17 protein-coding genes are annotated in these 15,458 nt (G+C 43.7%); 8 read left to right on the top strand and 9 right to left on the bottom strand.

Annotated features, from left to right (window positions below; all coding sequences use genetic code 11):
- Positions 1-40: 40 nt before the first annotated feature.
- From HY960_08845 to HY960_08830, 4 genes are all read right to left on the bottom strand, one after another.
- Positions 41-922, bottom strand: a complete 882-nt coding sequence (locus HY960_08845) for a DMT family transporter (GenBank protein MBI5215847.1) — start codon at positions 920-922, stop codon at positions 41-43.
- Between the two features lie 97 nt (positions 923-1,019).
- A complete protein-coding gene (locus HY960_08840; GenBank protein MBI5215846.1) occupies positions 1,020-2,141 on the bottom strand; it encodes a DUF362 domain-containing protein in 1,122 nt (373 codons plus the stop codon).
- Entirely contained in the window at positions 2,138-3,022 is an 885-nt protein-coding gene (locus tag HY960_08835; protein MBI5215845.1) for a decaprenyl-phosphate phosphoribosyltransferase, read from the bottom strand. The genes HY960_08840 and HY960_08835 overlap by 4 nt, the downstream gene beginning before the upstream one ends.
- Positions 3,023-3,042: 20 nt before the next feature.
- Positions 3,043-4,701: a methylmalonyl-CoA mutase family protein gene (locus HY960_08830; GenBank protein ID MBI5215844.1), complete on the bottom strand. Its 1,659-nt coding sequence runs from the start codon at positions 4,699-4,701 to the stop codon at positions 3,043-3,045.
- A 188-nt stretch (positions 4,702-4,889) separates the two neighbouring features.
- Between HY960_08830 and HY960_08825 the strand changes: the two genes are divergently transcribed.
- From HY960_08825 to HY960_08815, 3 genes are read left to right on the top strand one after another with little or no spacing between them, the layout of a single operon-like run.
- On the top strand, positions 4,890-5,141 hold the full coding sequence (locus HY960_08825; GenBank protein MBI5215843.1) for a DUF4258 domain-containing protein: 252 nt from the start codon (positions 4,890-4,892) through the stop codon (positions 5,139-5,141).
- Between the two features lie 22 nt (positions 5,142-5,163).
- Positions 5,164-5,391 carry a type II toxin-antitoxin system MqsA family antitoxin gene (locus HY960_08820; protein ID MBI5215842.1) on the top strand — a complete coding sequence of 76 codons (228 nt, stop codon included), beginning with the start codon at positions 5,164-5,166 and terminating at the stop codon, positions 5,389-5,391.
- Between the two features lie 42 nt (positions 5,392-5,433).
- Positions 5,434-6,135, top strand: coding sequence for a hypothetical protein (locus HY960_08815; protein ID MBI5215841.1), 702 nt, complete (start codon positions 5,434-5,436; stop codon positions 6,133-6,135).
- 156 nt (positions 6,136-6,291) lie between these two features.
- Here the strand turns inward: HY960_08815 and HY960_08810 are convergent, their stop codons facing one another.
- The 5 genes from HY960_08810 to amrA all read right to left on the bottom strand — a co-directional run bounded on the left by HY960_08810 (position 6,292) and on the right by amrA (position 10,540).
- Positions 6,292-7,074 (bottom strand): enoyl-CoA hydratase/isomerase family protein, encoded by a 783-nt coding sequence (locus HY960_08810; GenBank protein MBI5215840.1) that lies wholly within the window; start codon positions 7,072-7,074, stop codon positions 6,292-6,294.
- 67 nt (positions 7,075-7,141) lie between these two features.
- A complete protein-coding gene (locus HY960_08805; GenBank protein MBI5215839.1) occupies positions 7,142-8,206 on the bottom strand; it encodes a glucose-1-phosphate thymidylyltransferase in 1,065 nt (354 codons plus the stop codon).
- Positions 8,203-9,141, bottom strand: coding sequence for a DUF2520 domain-containing protein (locus HY960_08800; GenBank protein MBI5215838.1), 939 nt, complete (start codon positions 9,139-9,141; stop codon positions 8,203-8,205). The genes HY960_08805 and HY960_08800 overlap by 4 nt, the downstream gene beginning before the upstream one ends.
- A complete protein-coding gene (amrB, locus tag HY960_08795; GenBank protein ID MBI5215837.1) occupies positions 9,142-9,975 on the bottom strand; it encodes an AmmeMemoRadiSam system protein B in 834 nt (277 codons plus the stop codon).
- Position 9,976: 1 nt separating this feature from the next.
- Positions 9,977-10,540 (bottom strand): AmmeMemoRadiSam system protein A, encoded by a 564-nt coding sequence (amrA, locus tag HY960_08790; protein MBI5215836.1) that lies wholly within the window; start codon positions 10,538-10,540, stop codon positions 9,977-9,979.
- Between the two features lie 97 nt (positions 10,541-10,637).
- On the opposite strand from amrA, the gene glmM reads away from it, so the two are divergent.
- From glmM to HY960_08765, 5 genes are all read left to right on the top strand, one after another.
- Positions 10,638-12,011 carry a phosphoglucosamine mutase gene (glmM, locus tag HY960_08785; protein ID MBI5215835.1) on the top strand — a complete coding sequence of 458 codons (1,374 nt, stop codon included), beginning with the start codon at positions 10,638-10,640 and terminating at the stop codon, positions 12,009-12,011.
- The gene (locus HY960_08780; GenBank protein MBI5215834.1) at positions 12,008-12,280 is read left to right on the top strand and encodes a EutN/CcmL family microcompartment protein; all 273 of its coding nucleotides are present in this window, start codon (positions 12,008-12,010) and stop codon (positions 12,278-12,280) included. The genes glmM and HY960_08780 overlap by 4 nt, the downstream gene beginning before the upstream one ends.
- A 19-nt stretch (positions 12,281-12,299) precedes the next feature.
- Positions 12,300-13,421, top strand: coding sequence for a DNA-protecting protein DprA (gene dprA, locus HY960_08775; GenBank protein ID MBI5215833.1), 1,122 nt, complete (start codon positions 12,300-12,302; stop codon positions 13,419-13,421).
- Positions 13,422-13,986: 565 nt separating this feature from the next.
- On the top strand, positions 13,987-14,595 hold the full coding sequence (locus HY960_08770; protein ID MBI5215832.1) for a hypothetical protein: 609 nt from the start codon (positions 13,987-13,989) through the stop codon (positions 14,593-14,595).
- Positions 14,596-14,609: 14 nt separating this feature from the next.
- A complete protein-coding gene (locus tag HY960_08765) occupies positions 14,610-15,323 on the top strand; it encodes a hypothetical protein (GenBank protein MBI5215831.1) in 714 nt (237 codons plus the stop codon).
- Positions 15,324-15,458: the final 135 nt, after the last annotated feature.

The raw sequence follows: 15,458 nt of genomic DNA, 5'->3' as shown, positions 1-15,458 counted from the left end.
TTGGGTAGTTGAGAAAGCCTGTCAGAAATGACGGGCTTTTTCATTTTCCGAAGTTTTTGTTGAGGACAGGAATCATTCCTGAAAATTCAGAAATCAATAATCCGGTAATAATAATTCCCGCACCGAGCAATCCGGTCGTTCCTAACATTTCATCTCTGACATAATAGGCAAACGTTGCGGCGATAACAGGCTCGAGCGTGAAGATGACAGCGGCGCGTGTCGGTGTCGTATCTCCCTGAAAACGATTTTGAATCCATGTTGTAAGAATGGTTGCAAAGATGGTTAGGTAGAGTAACGAAGAAATCAAATCGGAGTTGAATGAGAATCGAATATCTTCAAACACGAGGGCAGAGATTACTCCCAACACAGCCGAGACGAACAACTGCATGAAGGTGAGAACATCTCTGTCATCTCTCTGCGAGACGACATCTAAATAAACAATATAAAATCCGAAAAGGATTGCGCAGAGTAACGTCAGCGCATCGCCGATGTTGAATGCGGAACCTTCAGGTGATGTCAGAAGAAACAAACCGATGGCGGAGAGAATCACTCCGATAATATTTCCCAATAACGGCAGTCGTTTTTCAATAATGAACTGAACGATTGGAGTAAACACCACCAACATTCCCGTAAAGAATGCCGACTTGGAAGCAGTCGTATATTGCAAACCAACTGTTTGAACTGCAAATCCAACATAAAGAAAAAGTCCGAGGATGATTCCGCTCTTAAGAGCGGAAGTAGTCATCGCTCGAATCTTTTTGTAGAAAACGAGAAATAAAATCGCCGAGGAGAGAAGAAATCGTAGAGTAATGAAGAAGAGCGGAGAGGCATCATCAAGCGAACCTTTCACCACAACGAATGTGCTTCCCCAAACGAAGGTCGTGAGGAAGAGGAGGAATTCGGCTTTAGGTTGTTTACTCAATTAGTTTGTGGTTGACGGTTGGCGGTTAGCGGTTACAGGTTCGAGAATTATCAACAAACGAAAGAATACAAACCACAAACCCGAAACCGCCAACCAATTAGGCAGCAGAGTGAATAGCTTGTTTCCAAATTTCACCGGTTTCATACTCAGTGAAGAGTTTTCCCCAATGCGTGTTCGCTTTCCAATCTTCAAATACTTTCCGGTCTTTGAGGGGCCAACGGTAATAATCGTGGTATGCTTCGGAACCCATAATGAAAACATTGACAAGCGGAGTGTGGAAGAAAAGTTTTTGCATTCCCTTCAACGGACCGAACCACATTAAATCACCAACCATGCTTGCGCCGTTATCGCCGACGTGAAATCCCCACGACTCGTTAGAAATATCCGCGCCAACGATTTCAATATCACGCACATCTCCGACACCGAGTTTATCCTGATGCGCGACGTTGATATATTCAAGACTGAGCGGGTCGAAGCCCATCATTTTTGCGGCGACAGCATCTATAGCAACCTGGTCTTCGCTTGCAAGCATGTAATCTTTAATGACAGGAAACATCGTGCGGGGACCGGGACCGTTTCCCGCAGTGGTTCCATCCATCACTGCAAAAATTCCTGAGTGAATTTCTTTCTGGATGGCAAGCAAATCAACAAGCGTTTTGTGAATCCATGAGTGAGTGTAGTGTCGCTTCGTGTTCAGCAATCCGCCAAAAGCATTCTTCATCGCTCCCGTTGTTGTCGTGTAAATGTGGCATTTCACCGTCGGTAGATGAATAATATTCTTTCCTTCAAAATATTCCGGGATGGTAATTCCTTCGGGATATATGTTATCAAGCACGTGCATCTTTGCTTTCGGCTTGTACGTTTTCCATGTTATGTCTTCTTCTTTGAAATTATACAGAACAGGAATATTGTATCGCTTGAAGATGGGAACGTAGTTGTTCAGGTCTTCCCCTTTGAATGCGTTCGTCACGACAGTTTTATTTTGTACGCAGGTGATGTCGTTATATCCGGCATTGCGGAGCGCGAGAACGGTTCCTTCCATTTGCCACGGAGTTGTGTTGGCGGCAGGGAAAGGGAAGTGCCATGAAATGTTGTCTTTCAGAATTGTCGTCGAACCTTTAGCAAGCGCTTGCTCGAATCCGGCAAGGTGCATAAGTTGTTCAACATCTTGAAGAATTGTTTTGGGAGTAACTTTCAGAACAGCGACTTTTGATTTCATGGTTTATAATAGATGATAAATGCAGAAATTGTTATCCATAAAATAATATTGAAGAGAAGCGGTTTGTCCGACACGGCAAGTTTGGTCGGGTTGCCGCCTTCATGTTCTTTATGAACAAGATAAAGATACCGAAAAATTCCATACAGTACGAACGGAGCGGTATAGATGAGATTCTTCGTCCCGAATTTCTTAATTGTTTCTTCAGAAATTGTGTAGAGTGCATACGACATGACTGTTGATGCGGTGACGATTCCAATCATCTGGTCGAGGAAGTACGGGCTGTAAAATTGTAAAACGGAACGATGCGTGTTCGCTTGTTCGTCGAGTAGCGTGAGTTCATGTCGTCGTTTGTTGAATCCGAGAAACAATGAAAGAAGCATAGTGCAGATAATTAACCACTCGGAAGTGGGAACGTTGATGAGGACTGCGCCTGCAACCACACGCAACACAAATCCCGATGCAATGGTCATGACATCAAGGATGACAATATTTTTCAATCCGAAAGAATACAGGAGATTGATGGCAAGATACGCAGAACCGACGAAACCGAATTCCTTCGAGAGGGAAAAACTTCCTGCAAGTCCTACCATGAGGAGAAGAATTGAAATGAAGATGGCGGTGGAAACACTCAGTTTGCCTGATGGGAGCGGGCGTTTTGATTTTTCCGGATGCTGTTTGTCTTTTTCCAAATCAGTAACATCGTTGATGATGTAAATACTGCTGGCAAGAAATGAGAAAAAGAAAAATCCGAAAATCGTTTGCACGACATCTTCTTGTTTGAAAAGATGCCCGGAGAAAATCAGCGCGGCAAAGATGAAGAAATTCTTAATCCATTGCTGGAGCCGCATCGAGGCGAGGATGTAGCGGAGTTGGGTTCCCAAGTTTACTTATGATAATGAAATTAAAACACTGCAGGTTCTTCGTACACGCCAAATACTTCTTCAAGAGCGTTGCACATTTCTCCGAGTGTGACATATGCTTTGGTGCAATCAATCAGCCGCGGCATGAGATTGAGATTTTCCGAAGCGGCGCGGCGAAGTTCTTTCAACGTTGCCGCAACCTCTTCATTATTTCGCGACGAATGGATTTCTGCAAGACGTTGCCGCTGTTTCTTTTCGACTTCAGGCGAAATCACCAAAATCGGAATATCAATCTTTTCATTCTCTTCGATGAAGTCATTCACACCGACAATAATTTTTTCTTTCTTATCAAGTTCCATTTGATAGCGATACGCGGCTTCAGCAATTTCGCGTTGGAAAAATCCTGCTTCGATTGCAGGGATGACGCCGCCGAGCGCGTCAATCTTTTCAAAATATGATTCGGCTTCTTTCTCCATCTTATCGGTTAATGACTCGATGAAGTAACTTCCTGCAAGCGGGTCAATCGTGTTCGTTACACCGATTTCATGAGCGATGATTTGTTGAGTGCGGAGCGCAATCTTCACAGCCTTCTCGCTCGGTAGGGCAAGCGTTTCATCCATCGAATTTGTATGAAGCGATTGTGTTCCACCGAGAACTCCTGCCAATGCCTGATACGCCGTGCGGACAATATTGTTCTCCGGTTGTTGTGCTGTCAAAGAACAGCCGGCAGTTTGTGTGTGAAAGCGAAGCATCCATGTGCGGGGATTTTTCGCTCCGTACTTGTACCTCATTCGCTTCGCGTAGATTTTTCTCGCGGCGCGGTACTTGGCAATCTCTTCAAAAAAATCCAAATGAGAATTGAAGAAGAAGGAAAGGCGCGGAGCGAACTCGTCAACATCTAATCCTCGTTCGATTCCCGCCTCGACGTACGCAAATCCGTCAGCTAAAGTAAACGCTAATTCTTGAGCGGCCGTAGAACCAGCTTCACGAATGTGGTAGCCGCTAATCGAAATCGGGTTCCACTGCGGCATTTCCCTCGTGCAATATTCAAACATGTCGGTGATGATTCGCATCGAAGGATGCGGAGGATAAATCCATTCCTTCTGTGCGATATACTCTTTCAAAATATCATTTTGAATTGTGCCGCGCAGTTGGTGCGGTTTCGCTCCTTGCTTTTCCGCGACGGCAATATAAAACGCGAGCAACATCGCGGCAGGCGCGTTGATGGTCATCGAAGTCGAAATATCTGCAAGTGAAATTCCTTTGAAGAGGATTTCCATATCGGCAAGCGAACTGATTGCAACGCCACAAATTCCAACTTCACCTATTGCAAGATGGTCGTCTGCATCGCGTCCCATGAGCGTCGGCAAATCAAATGCAACAGAAAGTCCGTTTTGTCCATGCTTGAGCAAATAATGATAGCGCTCGTTTGTTTCTTCGGGAGTTCCGAAACCGGCAAACTGTCGCATCGTCCACAATCTACCGCGATACATGTTGGGATGAATTCCGCGTGTGTAGGGAAACTCGCCGGGGAAACCGATGTCCGAGAGGAAATTCAGATGGGCAATATCTTCGGGAGTGTACAACATCTCAATCGGTTCGCCCGAAACAGTTGTAAATTTTACCTGACGGGAAGAAGTAGCCGCCGCCTTCGCCGCCCACTTCTGTTTTTCAAATTGAATATCTTCGATGTTGCTCATTGTTTGAGGATTGTTAATGAAATTGTTTCTCAATTCGATTTCAAAATACTAATTCTGAGTTTGCTTTCCAAAGCATAGATTAACAAAACATTCTCCTCAATATTGGTTAAAATGAAATGATTTTGTAAACTATATCTGTCAAAATAAGAAAAAGATTTTACTACGTGTTTGATACCATCCTTAATAGAATGAGGGAATGTGTTCGCAAGAGCGAATACGTCATGACCATTCATGCAGAAGAAGAAATGATGAATGATAGTCTTTCGATTTTTGATATTGAGCGATGCATATTAACAGGAAAAATTGTAGAACGGCAAAAAGATGTCGAGACTTCTGAGTGGAAATATCGCATTTCGAGTAAATTGCCTACTGAGATTGAAGTCGTGACAAAATTGAGTGTGACGGGAAAATTAGTTATCATTACTGTGTATTCACTATAAATTAATCTTATTAATAAATTTTATGAAATGTGATATTTGCGGCAAAGAAGGTGTTCAACAACGGAAAATTGCAAGAACGTATGGCATAGAAAAGGAAATGTTTATTATCGAAAATATTCCGGTGATGAATTGTCCCCACTGTGGTGAGAGCTATCTTGAGGCTGCAACCCTACATGAAATTGAACGGATTAAGTTGCATAAAAAATCTTTTGCCGTAAAGAGAACGGTACCGGTTGCACAGTTTGGGTAGTGTTTGACTATCTATTACATTTAATCATCAAATGATAATTTTATGTCGGTTACAATTTCTGGAGATTTCATACGTCACGTCCGAAAAATCTATTTTGACTCTCTAGATTTTATGGTTACTAAGAAGGGAGTTCGTTATGGGATTAATGGTTTTGCAAATGATGGGCTTCCATCATATGTCATGGCTGTTGCAAGTATTGAGTCATTTGTAAACGAAACTTTTTTGAAAATCATTCCCAAAGTTATTACACGGAAGTCGTTTTTGTGGAATTTGCCAAAAAACTGGGTTGATACAGTCGATCTTAATGTAAAGCTCCTTTTATTTCCCCAGCTACTTTTTGGCGTTTCCTTTTCTCATGATGCTCAACCTTACCAAGATATGGTACTTCTCATCAAAATCAGAAACGATCTGATTCATTATAAAATGCAGAGCCAACCACCCAAATATATTATGCCACTAAACGAACGGGGAATAATTTTACCTGCTTTAGATATTGAGAATTCACTGGATTACTTGTGGCAACATAAACTGAATTGCTCTGAAGGTATTCGGTGGGCACATAATACAGCTTGTAAAGTAGTTAATTCTTTGTACGATTTTATTCCGCAAAATTATCAACAATTTATCGAAGGCTCTGTCTCCAACTTTCAGCAAATCCCAGAAAGCTTAGCAAGAGATTGGTTGTCAAAGTATAAGATTAATCCAGATTCTAATTTTCCAGAATTTAAACCGATACCCAAATAATCTTTTTATGAATTATAGTTTTCTTAGAACTAACCTAAAGAATCGCCCCATACGGAGTTTGCCTCAAAGAATTGCCACAGCATGATTTTTTCAGGTTGTACTATGAACTATTCTTTTCGTCTTTGAATCCCCGATTAATTACTTGCTTCTCAAAAATTATTTTCCAACAAACGCGGGTTTTCGCTTTTCAAGAAACGCCCCGATTCCTTCTTTTGCATCGTTCGTGCTACACGCTTCACCGAACAATCCGGCTTCAACTTTGAGTCCTTCACTGAGTGATGTTTCCATGCTTGCGTTGATTGCTTTCAAAGACATTCGCACTGCAAGTTGGCCTTTGCCGAGAATTGTTTTCGCTATCGCTTCACATGTTGGAATGAGTTCAGCAAGCGGAACGACTTTATTCACAAGCCCGATGCGAAGCGCTTCCTGCGCATCTATCGGATTTCCTGTAAGAATCATCTCAGTTGCTTTTCCCGCGCCGACGAGACGAGTAAGTCTCTGCGTTCCGCCGTAGCCGGGAATGACACCGAGGTTTACTTCCGGCTGACCGAACTTTGCATTCTCCGACGCGATGCGAATGTGACAAGCGAGCGCAAGTTCGCAACCGCCGCCAAGCGCGTATCCGTTCACTGCCGCGATGACAGGTTTTCCAAGATGTTGAATCAAATCAAAGATTGATTGTCCGCCTGAAGCAAATTCTTTTCCGCTTTCGGCGTTGAGCGAAAGTAATTCGGTTATGTCGGTACCTGCAACGAATGCCTTTTCTCCCGTTCCGGTGAGAATGACAACGTCAACTTCTGAATTCGATTTGAGTGACGTGAACAGTTCTTTTAATTCACCCTTACACTGAGCATTCAATGCATTCAGTTTGTCGGGGCGGTTGATGGTGACGAACGCGATTCGTTCTTTTGTTTCAAATAGGATGGTTTGGTAATTCATAATTTAGTATCAATGCAAAATGTAAAATTAAAAATGAAAAAATCTACAATCGTAAATCGTCAATCTATTAGACAACTTCAACTCTGCTTTGGTCTCCAATCATAAACCGATGCACTCGCGGCTTTCCGGTCGCTTCGACAATCTCTGCTTCGTTGCCCAGCAAACTTCCTTCGATGCGAATCTTCACATCAATTACTTTGCATTGATTGAGAAGAATGCTGAATTCCACTTCAGAATTTTTTATGATGGATTCATCACCGATGGAAGTGAAGGGTCCGACATAACTGTTTTCGATGACAGCGTTCTTGCCAATGATTGCCGGTCCGCGGACGACGCTGTTGATAATCTTCGCGCCTTTTTCTAAAATTATTTTTCCGGCGACCGAAGAAGATTTATCAACATCCCCATCAATGCGGGGTTGAATATTATCCAACACGAGACGATTCGCTTCGAGCAGGTCGGCAGGTTTTCCGGTATCTTTCCACCAACCGGTGATTTCACTGTAGCCGACGGTGTAACCTTTGTCAATTAAGTATTGGTGCGCATCGGAAATTTCCAGTTCGCCGCGCCCACTTGGTTTGATATTCTTACATGCTTCAAAAATATTTGAGTCATAAATGTAAATGCCGGAAACAGCAAAATGACTTTTCGGTTTCTTTGGCTTTTCTTCAACGCCGATGATTTTTCCTTTTTTGATTTCAGGAACACCGAACCGTTCCGGGTCTTTCACTTTGGAAAGAGTGAGGAAACAATTGCATCCGCTTCGTTTGAACTCATCTACAAAACGCTTCACTCCGCCGACGACCATGTTATCGCCGAGGTAAAAAATAAAATCATCTTTGCCGATAAACTTTTGTCCAATTTTCACAACGTGTGCAAGACCGAGTGGAGCATCTTGTGGAATGTAGGTCATTTTCACACCCCAACGTTTGCCGTCGCCGATTGCTTTCGGCACTTCATCGCTATCCGCGTTGTGGATGATGCCGATTTCTTTGATGCCTGCATCAACCACTGCTTCGATTGCATAATGTAAAATCGGTTTGTTGGCGATGGGAATGAGATGTTTGTTTTGCGTATGTGTGAGCGGGCGGAGACGTGTGCCGCGTCCGCCGCTTGCGATGAGCGCTTTCACTTTTTGACCTTTCGTTTGGGTGATAAATTTGTTTGTCTGAATAAATCGCTGAACATGCGACCAATTTCTTTATGTTGTTGTTCGGAAATCAATCCTTCGCGCGCAGCGATTCGTGCAATTTCCAATGCACCGAAAGTATAAACAAGAAGAAACTCAGGTGCAAATTGCTCTAACGCTTCCATGTGATTGAGAATGCCGAAGATATCGCCTCTCATAATCGGACCGGTGAGAGCGTTAGCCGGAGTTTGTGTACGTGCATTGTTGATTGCAGCGTTCGTTAATGGACCGAAGACCTTTTGCCAAGGTTCTTTCAACTTCAATGATTGGGAAAGTTCTGCCACAATATTGGTAAGCATTACAAAGTAGCTAGATGAAAACACACACGTTGCATGATACAACAGTCTGAGCCTTGCCGGAATGATAACCATGTTTCCATTCAGGTCATGTATGATGTTTCTGATTCTTGCGAGTACTTTTTTGTCCCCATCCACTCCATAGTAAATTCCATCAAGAGAGATTGGAGAAGATTTGCTCTTTGCAGGTTTCGGAAATGTCTGAATTGGATGTAGCGATGCAACAGCCGCGCCTTTTCTTTTTATTGTGTTTAAGGTTGAAGCCGGATACCTACCCGAAGTATGAACAACGAGTAGCTGTTTGAAAATAAGAGTTTTCAAACGGGCGATGGCGTGACTGACTTCAAAGAGTTCTGTGTCAGGAACGGCGATTATAATCAATCGAGTTGATGGATCAATATTCTTGAAATCAGTTGAGGCAAGTTTGCAATGAACTTTTCGGGCTAATTTGCTTGATGATGTTTCTGTCTTGCTGATGACAGAAACAATCGGATACCCTTTTTTATGAAGCGCTTGCGCAAGTGTTGAACCGACCGCGCCAGCGCCGATAATTGTTGTTAGAGGAAATTGTTTCTTATTCATTTAATTTGCTTTTACTGCCACAGCGGAAACATAACCGACAACCCCGGTGTGGTCGCCCGTAATATCACCAGAGTTACATTGATGGAGAATTTGAATTTCCGTTGCGCCGAGTTGTTTCGCCGCAGAAAGAACGGCAACCGTTGGTCCACCGCCACATGCTTCCGCATGATTGGATTCTAAATCGCTCATCAACTTTTCGTAATTGAATTGTTCGATATGTTTGATTGTCCGGCTGTCAATCGTATTTGCAATATCATAAGGATAATAATGTGAAAGGTCAGTGCTGGCGACGAGTAAACAGTTTTTTCCTTTCAACACGTTCGCAAGGGCGTTTCCCAACTCGAAACAAAGTGCGCTGCTTTGATCACCCATGACAATTGGTAGAATCTTCACATCGCCAAGTGATTGTTGAAGAAACGGAAGTTGAACTTCAATCGCGTGTTCGGCGCCGTGACCGCGAGACGATACTTCAATGAACTCACATTGCGTCATAATTGCATCACGAAGCGATTCGTCAACCGACATGATTCCGAGCGGAGTTTTGTAAGCCGTGCCGTTGTACACAGAAATCCCTTTGAAGTATTCCCGATGACTCGGCGAGACAATCACTGCACAATCATACTTATTCTTTTGCAGAAGTTTAAATCCATGTGCCGCCGTCAAACCTGAGTACATATATCCTGCATGGGGTGAAATTAAAGCGACAATTGAGCCGTGTGGTTTTTCTGGAGTTGCTTTTTTGAGCATTGCATCAACATCGTGTTTCAGAGTGCGTTGGTCTCCGGAATAAAACATTCCTGCTACAGCGGGTTGCCTTATTGTTTGAGTCGTCATTTCAAACCTCACGCTTCCTAAAATCATTTTCACTAAAAACTTCAGCAGAGAAAATAGAAATTTTTGTGCCGGGTTGTTTCCATGCGTTCATCGGTAATCCGGCTTTGCGCGCTGTTTGATTCAAAAATATTTCTCTGTCCCAACCGTATTCAATAGGAACTTGCGGCAAAAGCAATCCTCTTGCTCTTCCCGATTCGATAATCAATCCATGTTTTCCAACTTCTATTTCATTGATGTTGTGTATTTGTCGAACGGGAGAGAGAACAGAAATTTCAAGTTCAAGCGAACGAACTTCTTCAGGTTCTACCGGATTGAATCGCGGGTCATTCAAGGCAGATTTCATCGCAACTTCCTGAACGGTGTTGATAAGCGGTTCTTCCGATTCGATGTAGCCGATACAGCCGCGCAGTTCATGATTCTTTTTCAACGTAACAAACGCTCCCTGAGGAGATTTCAAATGCTCAGGAATATTTTTCAACGGCGGGAGCGGTTTATTATTGACTGCGGCTTCGATGGCTTTGCGGGCAGTTGAGAGAAGCAGTTTTTTGTCTGAGTCAGAAAGCATGAGAAAATTTCCGCCTAAACTTACTGAAATTCTTGATGAGATTCAATTTCGTTCTTTGGTTATGAACTGAGTCTTTGGTACATTTTCACGCAAAAATATGAAGTTGATTACAAGCATTTCAGGAATACGCGGCATTGTGGGAGAAACACTTACGCCGGAATCAGTTGTGAAGTATGTCTCTGCATTTGCGGAGTATAGTAACAGAAAACCAATTGTGATTGGTAGAGACGGAAGAATCACCGGAAAAGTGATTGGGAATCTCGTCTCCTCAACGTTGCTCTCAATGGGTTGCGATGTACTTGCGCTTGGCGTTGTGCCGACTCCGACTGTTCAACTTGCGGTTGAAAAGTTGGGAGCGGCTGGCGGAATTTCCATCACTGCAAGTCATAACCCGATTGAATGGAACGGCATGAAGTTCATGAACGGTAGCGGAATGTTTCTCGATGAAGATGAGAACAAGCGGTTTTTATCAATGGCTGAACAGGGTGGATTCAAGTATCAGCGTTGGGATGCGTTCGGAATGCACCATGCAGATGAATCATTCATTGACAAACATATTGAACTTGTGCTTGGCTTGCCTTATATGTCCCTCGAAAAGATTCAACAGCGCAAATTCAAAATCGTCGTTGATTGCATCAACGCGGCGGGAGGAATGATTGTTCCGAAACTGCTTCGGCAACTTGGTTGCGATGTTGTGGAATTGAATTGCGATGTGAGCGGAGTTTTCAGTCACACTCCGGAACCAATTCCGGAAAATCTTTCTATGCTGTGTGAACAGGTTCGGCATGAAAAGGCAGATTTGGGAATTGCCGTTGACCCGGATGTTGACCGGCTGGTTCTTGTGAACGAGAAAGGGGAGCCATTCAATGAAGAATATACGATTGCATCGGTTGTTGATTTTGTTTTGAATGAAGAAATGAAAAGTAAACCAAAAGAGCGACAGAAAGTTGTTGTGAATTTATCCACGACGCGCGCAGTTGATGATGTTGCCCGAAAATATTCTGCTGAAGTTTTTCGTTCGCCTGTTGGTGAAATCAATGTAGCGAAAAGAATGAAGCAACTTGGCGCTATCGTTGGTGGCGAGGGAAGCGGCGGTGTAATTCTTCCGCAAGCGCATCTCGGTCGTGATGCAATAGTTGGCATTGGTTTGATTCTTCAACATTTGGTTAACTTCGGGGGAACACTTTCGGAATTGAAGGCAACGATGCCTCAATATTTCATATCAAAAGATAAAATACAACTGGGTGGAACGGGCGTAAGTAAAATTTTCCCAAGGCTTCAGGAACGATTCGCAAAGGATGGAAAAATCAATACTGACGATGGGCTGAAAATAGATTTTGCTGATTCGTGGGTTCATCTTCGCACATCGAATACGGAGCCAATTATTCGTATTATTGCAGAAGCGCCAACGATTCGGCAGGCAGAGCAGTTAGTTCAACAATTCAAACAAGAAATTCAGAGAGAATTATGACGTTAGGAAAAGTTATCGGTACGCTCGTTGCGACTCAGAAGAACGAACATCTCAAATCACAGAAGTTACTTATCGTTCAACCGATTGATTTGGACGGCAAGCACATCGGACGTGACGTGATTGCTATTGATTCGGTTGATGCCGGAGTCGGAGATACGGTGCTGTGTATGCAGGAAGGACAAGGAGCCGTACAAATTCTTGGGGACAAGAAGATTCCTGTTCATACGGTCATCGTTGCGGTGGTTGATGGATTGGATGTTGTGGAATAGTTTTGTGGAGGATTGAGGCATGATTTCCGTTTTTGATTTACTCGTTCTTTCCCGAATTCCCAACATCGGACCGAACCGGTTGCGGGCGCTTGTTTCGCATTTTGATGATGCATCCAACATTGTTGCCGCATCGGCGAAAGAGATTGCTCACATTGATGGATTCAGTAAGAAACTTGCTTCTGAAATACTTGCCTTTTTTAAGGGAGAGAAACTTCCTGAAGCAAGGAAGTATGCTGAGCAACAATTATCGAAACTGAATAAGTACGAGGGGAATATTATTTCTTTCTGGGATAAGCAATTTCCCGACGCGCTGAAGCGAATAGATGACCCGCCTGTTATGCTTTTTATGAAAGGAACGTTCGATGAATTGGATTGCTACTCGATTGCAATTGTGGGGACACGGGTTCCTTCGACGTATGGGACGATGATGGCGGAGAAATTTAGTGAGGAGTTGACGAAGATTGGAATTACGATTGTCAGCGGACTTGCGCGTGGAATTGATACGATTGTTCACTCCTCAACGTTAAAAACAGGAGGGAGAACGTTGGCGGTTATTGGTTCGGGATTGGATGTAATTTATCCGCCGGAGAATAAGAAATTGTATGAACGAATTCCTGAGCAGGGGGCGGTTGTTTCGGAGTTTCCGATGGGGACGAAACCTGATGCGGGGAATTTTCCGCGACGCAACCGCATCATCAGCGGGCTATCGCTCGGAACGCTTGTGATTGAAACGGACATTAACGGAGGCGCGATGATTACCGCGGCAATGGCTTTGAATCAAAACAGGGAAGTATTTGCACTACCGGGAAATCTTGATTCGAAACGGAGTAAGGGGGCGAACACGCTTATTAAAAACGGGCAGGCGAAGTTGGTGGAGTCGGTGGATGATATTCTGACTGAACTTGCTTCAAAGTTGAAACCGATTTTGAAAAAGAGTGATAAAGTTCCGATAAAACCACATATTGAGTTGACATTATTCGAGCAGACAATTTTCAATGTTATGGATGAAAAGCCGTTGCATATTGATGTCATCACACAACATGCAGGAGTGTCAACATCGGATGCGTTGGTGCAGTTGCTTAGTCTTGAATTTAAGGGATTGGTTCGGCAGTTGCCGGGGAAAATGTTTGTGAAGATATGAGTAGTTGAGATACGAGAAATGGAGTGATGGAGTGATGGAGTAGTTGAGATTTGAGATATGGGATGTGAGATATGATGGGGGTGGATTATTTAGTTTCGATATGTAGTTCGTGAGTGGTACACTGTGGAGATGTGGAGTAATGGAGTAATGGAGTAATGGAGTAATGGAGTAGTTAAGATTTGAGATATGGGATTTGAGATATGATGGGGGTTGAATTATTTGGTTTTCTTTAATTCGGTGGTGATAAAAATAATGGAAATATTTTTGAAAAAAGACTTGACTTTCTTTAGAAAAAAAATTATCTTTATCGCAGTTTTGGTTGCGTTTGAGACGCTTCGATTATAAACGTAACTACACCAGCATCGGAAGCGTCTCGCATATCTTGTTGCATGCGAATATTGCCTGTGGTTTTTGAGGGCAACTTTGGTACTATCCGCTGTCATTTTTTTCAGACGTATCAAAGAGGTAGAATTTATTTTTTTGTGGACGGTGAATAACGGTTGCCGGAGTAGTTGGAACTGTTATTTACAATTTTTTAAGTTTTTGGAGTTGTTGGTGTTTTTACATGAAATCGCGCTTTTCCCACTTTAATAGCAAAATAGGCTATTTACTCTTCTTGTTTCCCCACTCAGGGGGTAAAAACGGGCTTCCCGACGGCGCGGAACTGTTTCCCAAAAGTTTTCGGACGTTTTCCAACGGCGCGGAACGGCTTCCCGATGGTGGTGGTGGGGGTTCCAATGGCGCGGAATTGTTTTCCGATGGTGAGGGGAGGTTTTCCAATGGCGCGGGATTGTTTTCCGATGGTGATAAGAGGTTTTCCAATGGCGCGGGACGGTTTTCTGATGTTGAGGGGAGGTTTTCCAATGGCGCGGGATTGTTTTCCGATGGTGAGGGGAGGTTTTCCAATGGCGCGGAATTGTTTCCCGATGGTGATAAGAGGTTTTCCAATGGCGCGGGATTGTTTTCCAAGGGTGATGAGGTATTTTTTCTTTCTTTTTGTGTTTTTCCTACGTGCGGGATTGTGTTTCCAATAAGTGAGTGTTTTCTTTCAGAGGGGAACGGGTTTATTTTTTCAATATCATTCATGGCAGGCAGGTCACAAGGTGATGCCTTTGGCAAATGCCTGCCCTACCAATATGAGTTTTTCACTAAATCATTTTTATTCATTCAATAATTAAGGATACAGTTATGAGTACTATTAATGAAGTTATTCGAGAATTCAGGATGTCGGATGCGGTGATGTTTCAGCAATCGCGGCGGGTGTACGACGCGTTTGTTACGGACAGGGTTGCGTTCGAGGATTATAATATTAAGTTTAAGGAGCCGTATGGCGCAGAGTGGTTGACGGCGTTGGATACGGCTACGGTTGCGGCGCCGCATACGGCGGTGAAGGGGGAGTTGAAGGGGAAGACCGTTGTTGTTGTTGATTGGATGGAGGAGTGCCGGAATTTTTTCCAGTTGATGAAGCCGTTTATCGAGGATGCGTTTCCGAATCAGCCGGCGGTGTGGGATGAGTTCGGGTTTGATGATTATATGCGGGTGAGGTATTCGCAGCCGGAGATGATTACGTTTATGGGGAATTTGCATGCGAAGGCGGTGGAGCATAGTACGAAGTTGATTGAGAGTAATTTTACTCAACAGAAGATTGACAGGATTGGGGAGTTGCATCAGTCGTTGTTGACGGCAGACTCGACGCAGGAGAGTTTTAAGGATTCGTCGGAGGAGGGGACGGAGGAGCGGGTGAATAAAATGAATGCGGCTTGGAGAAAGACAAGGGAGGTTGCGAGAATCGGGAAGTTGTTGTTTAAGAGTAGTCCGGCGAAGTATGAGAAGTATGTGATTTATGGGGCAGATGGGGAGGAGGAGAAGGAGGAGACGCCGGTGACACCGCCGGTGCCGTGAACGAATTTCGGATTTCGGATTTTGGATTGCGGATTGATTTTTGATTTCAGATTGCGTCTGCCACGGCGGATCTCCACTTCGTTCCGAAATTGTGAATTGCGGATTGGTGATTGGTTAATTGGTGAGTGGTGAGTG

This window comes from Ignavibacteriota bacterium (assembly GCA_016212665.1).
Classification (GTDB): Bacteria; Bacteroidota; Ignavibacteria; order UBA10030; family SZUA-254; genus FW602-bin19.
Note: the sequence above shows the minus strand (reverse complement) of the source record. Positions and strands in the feature narration are given on the sequence as shown.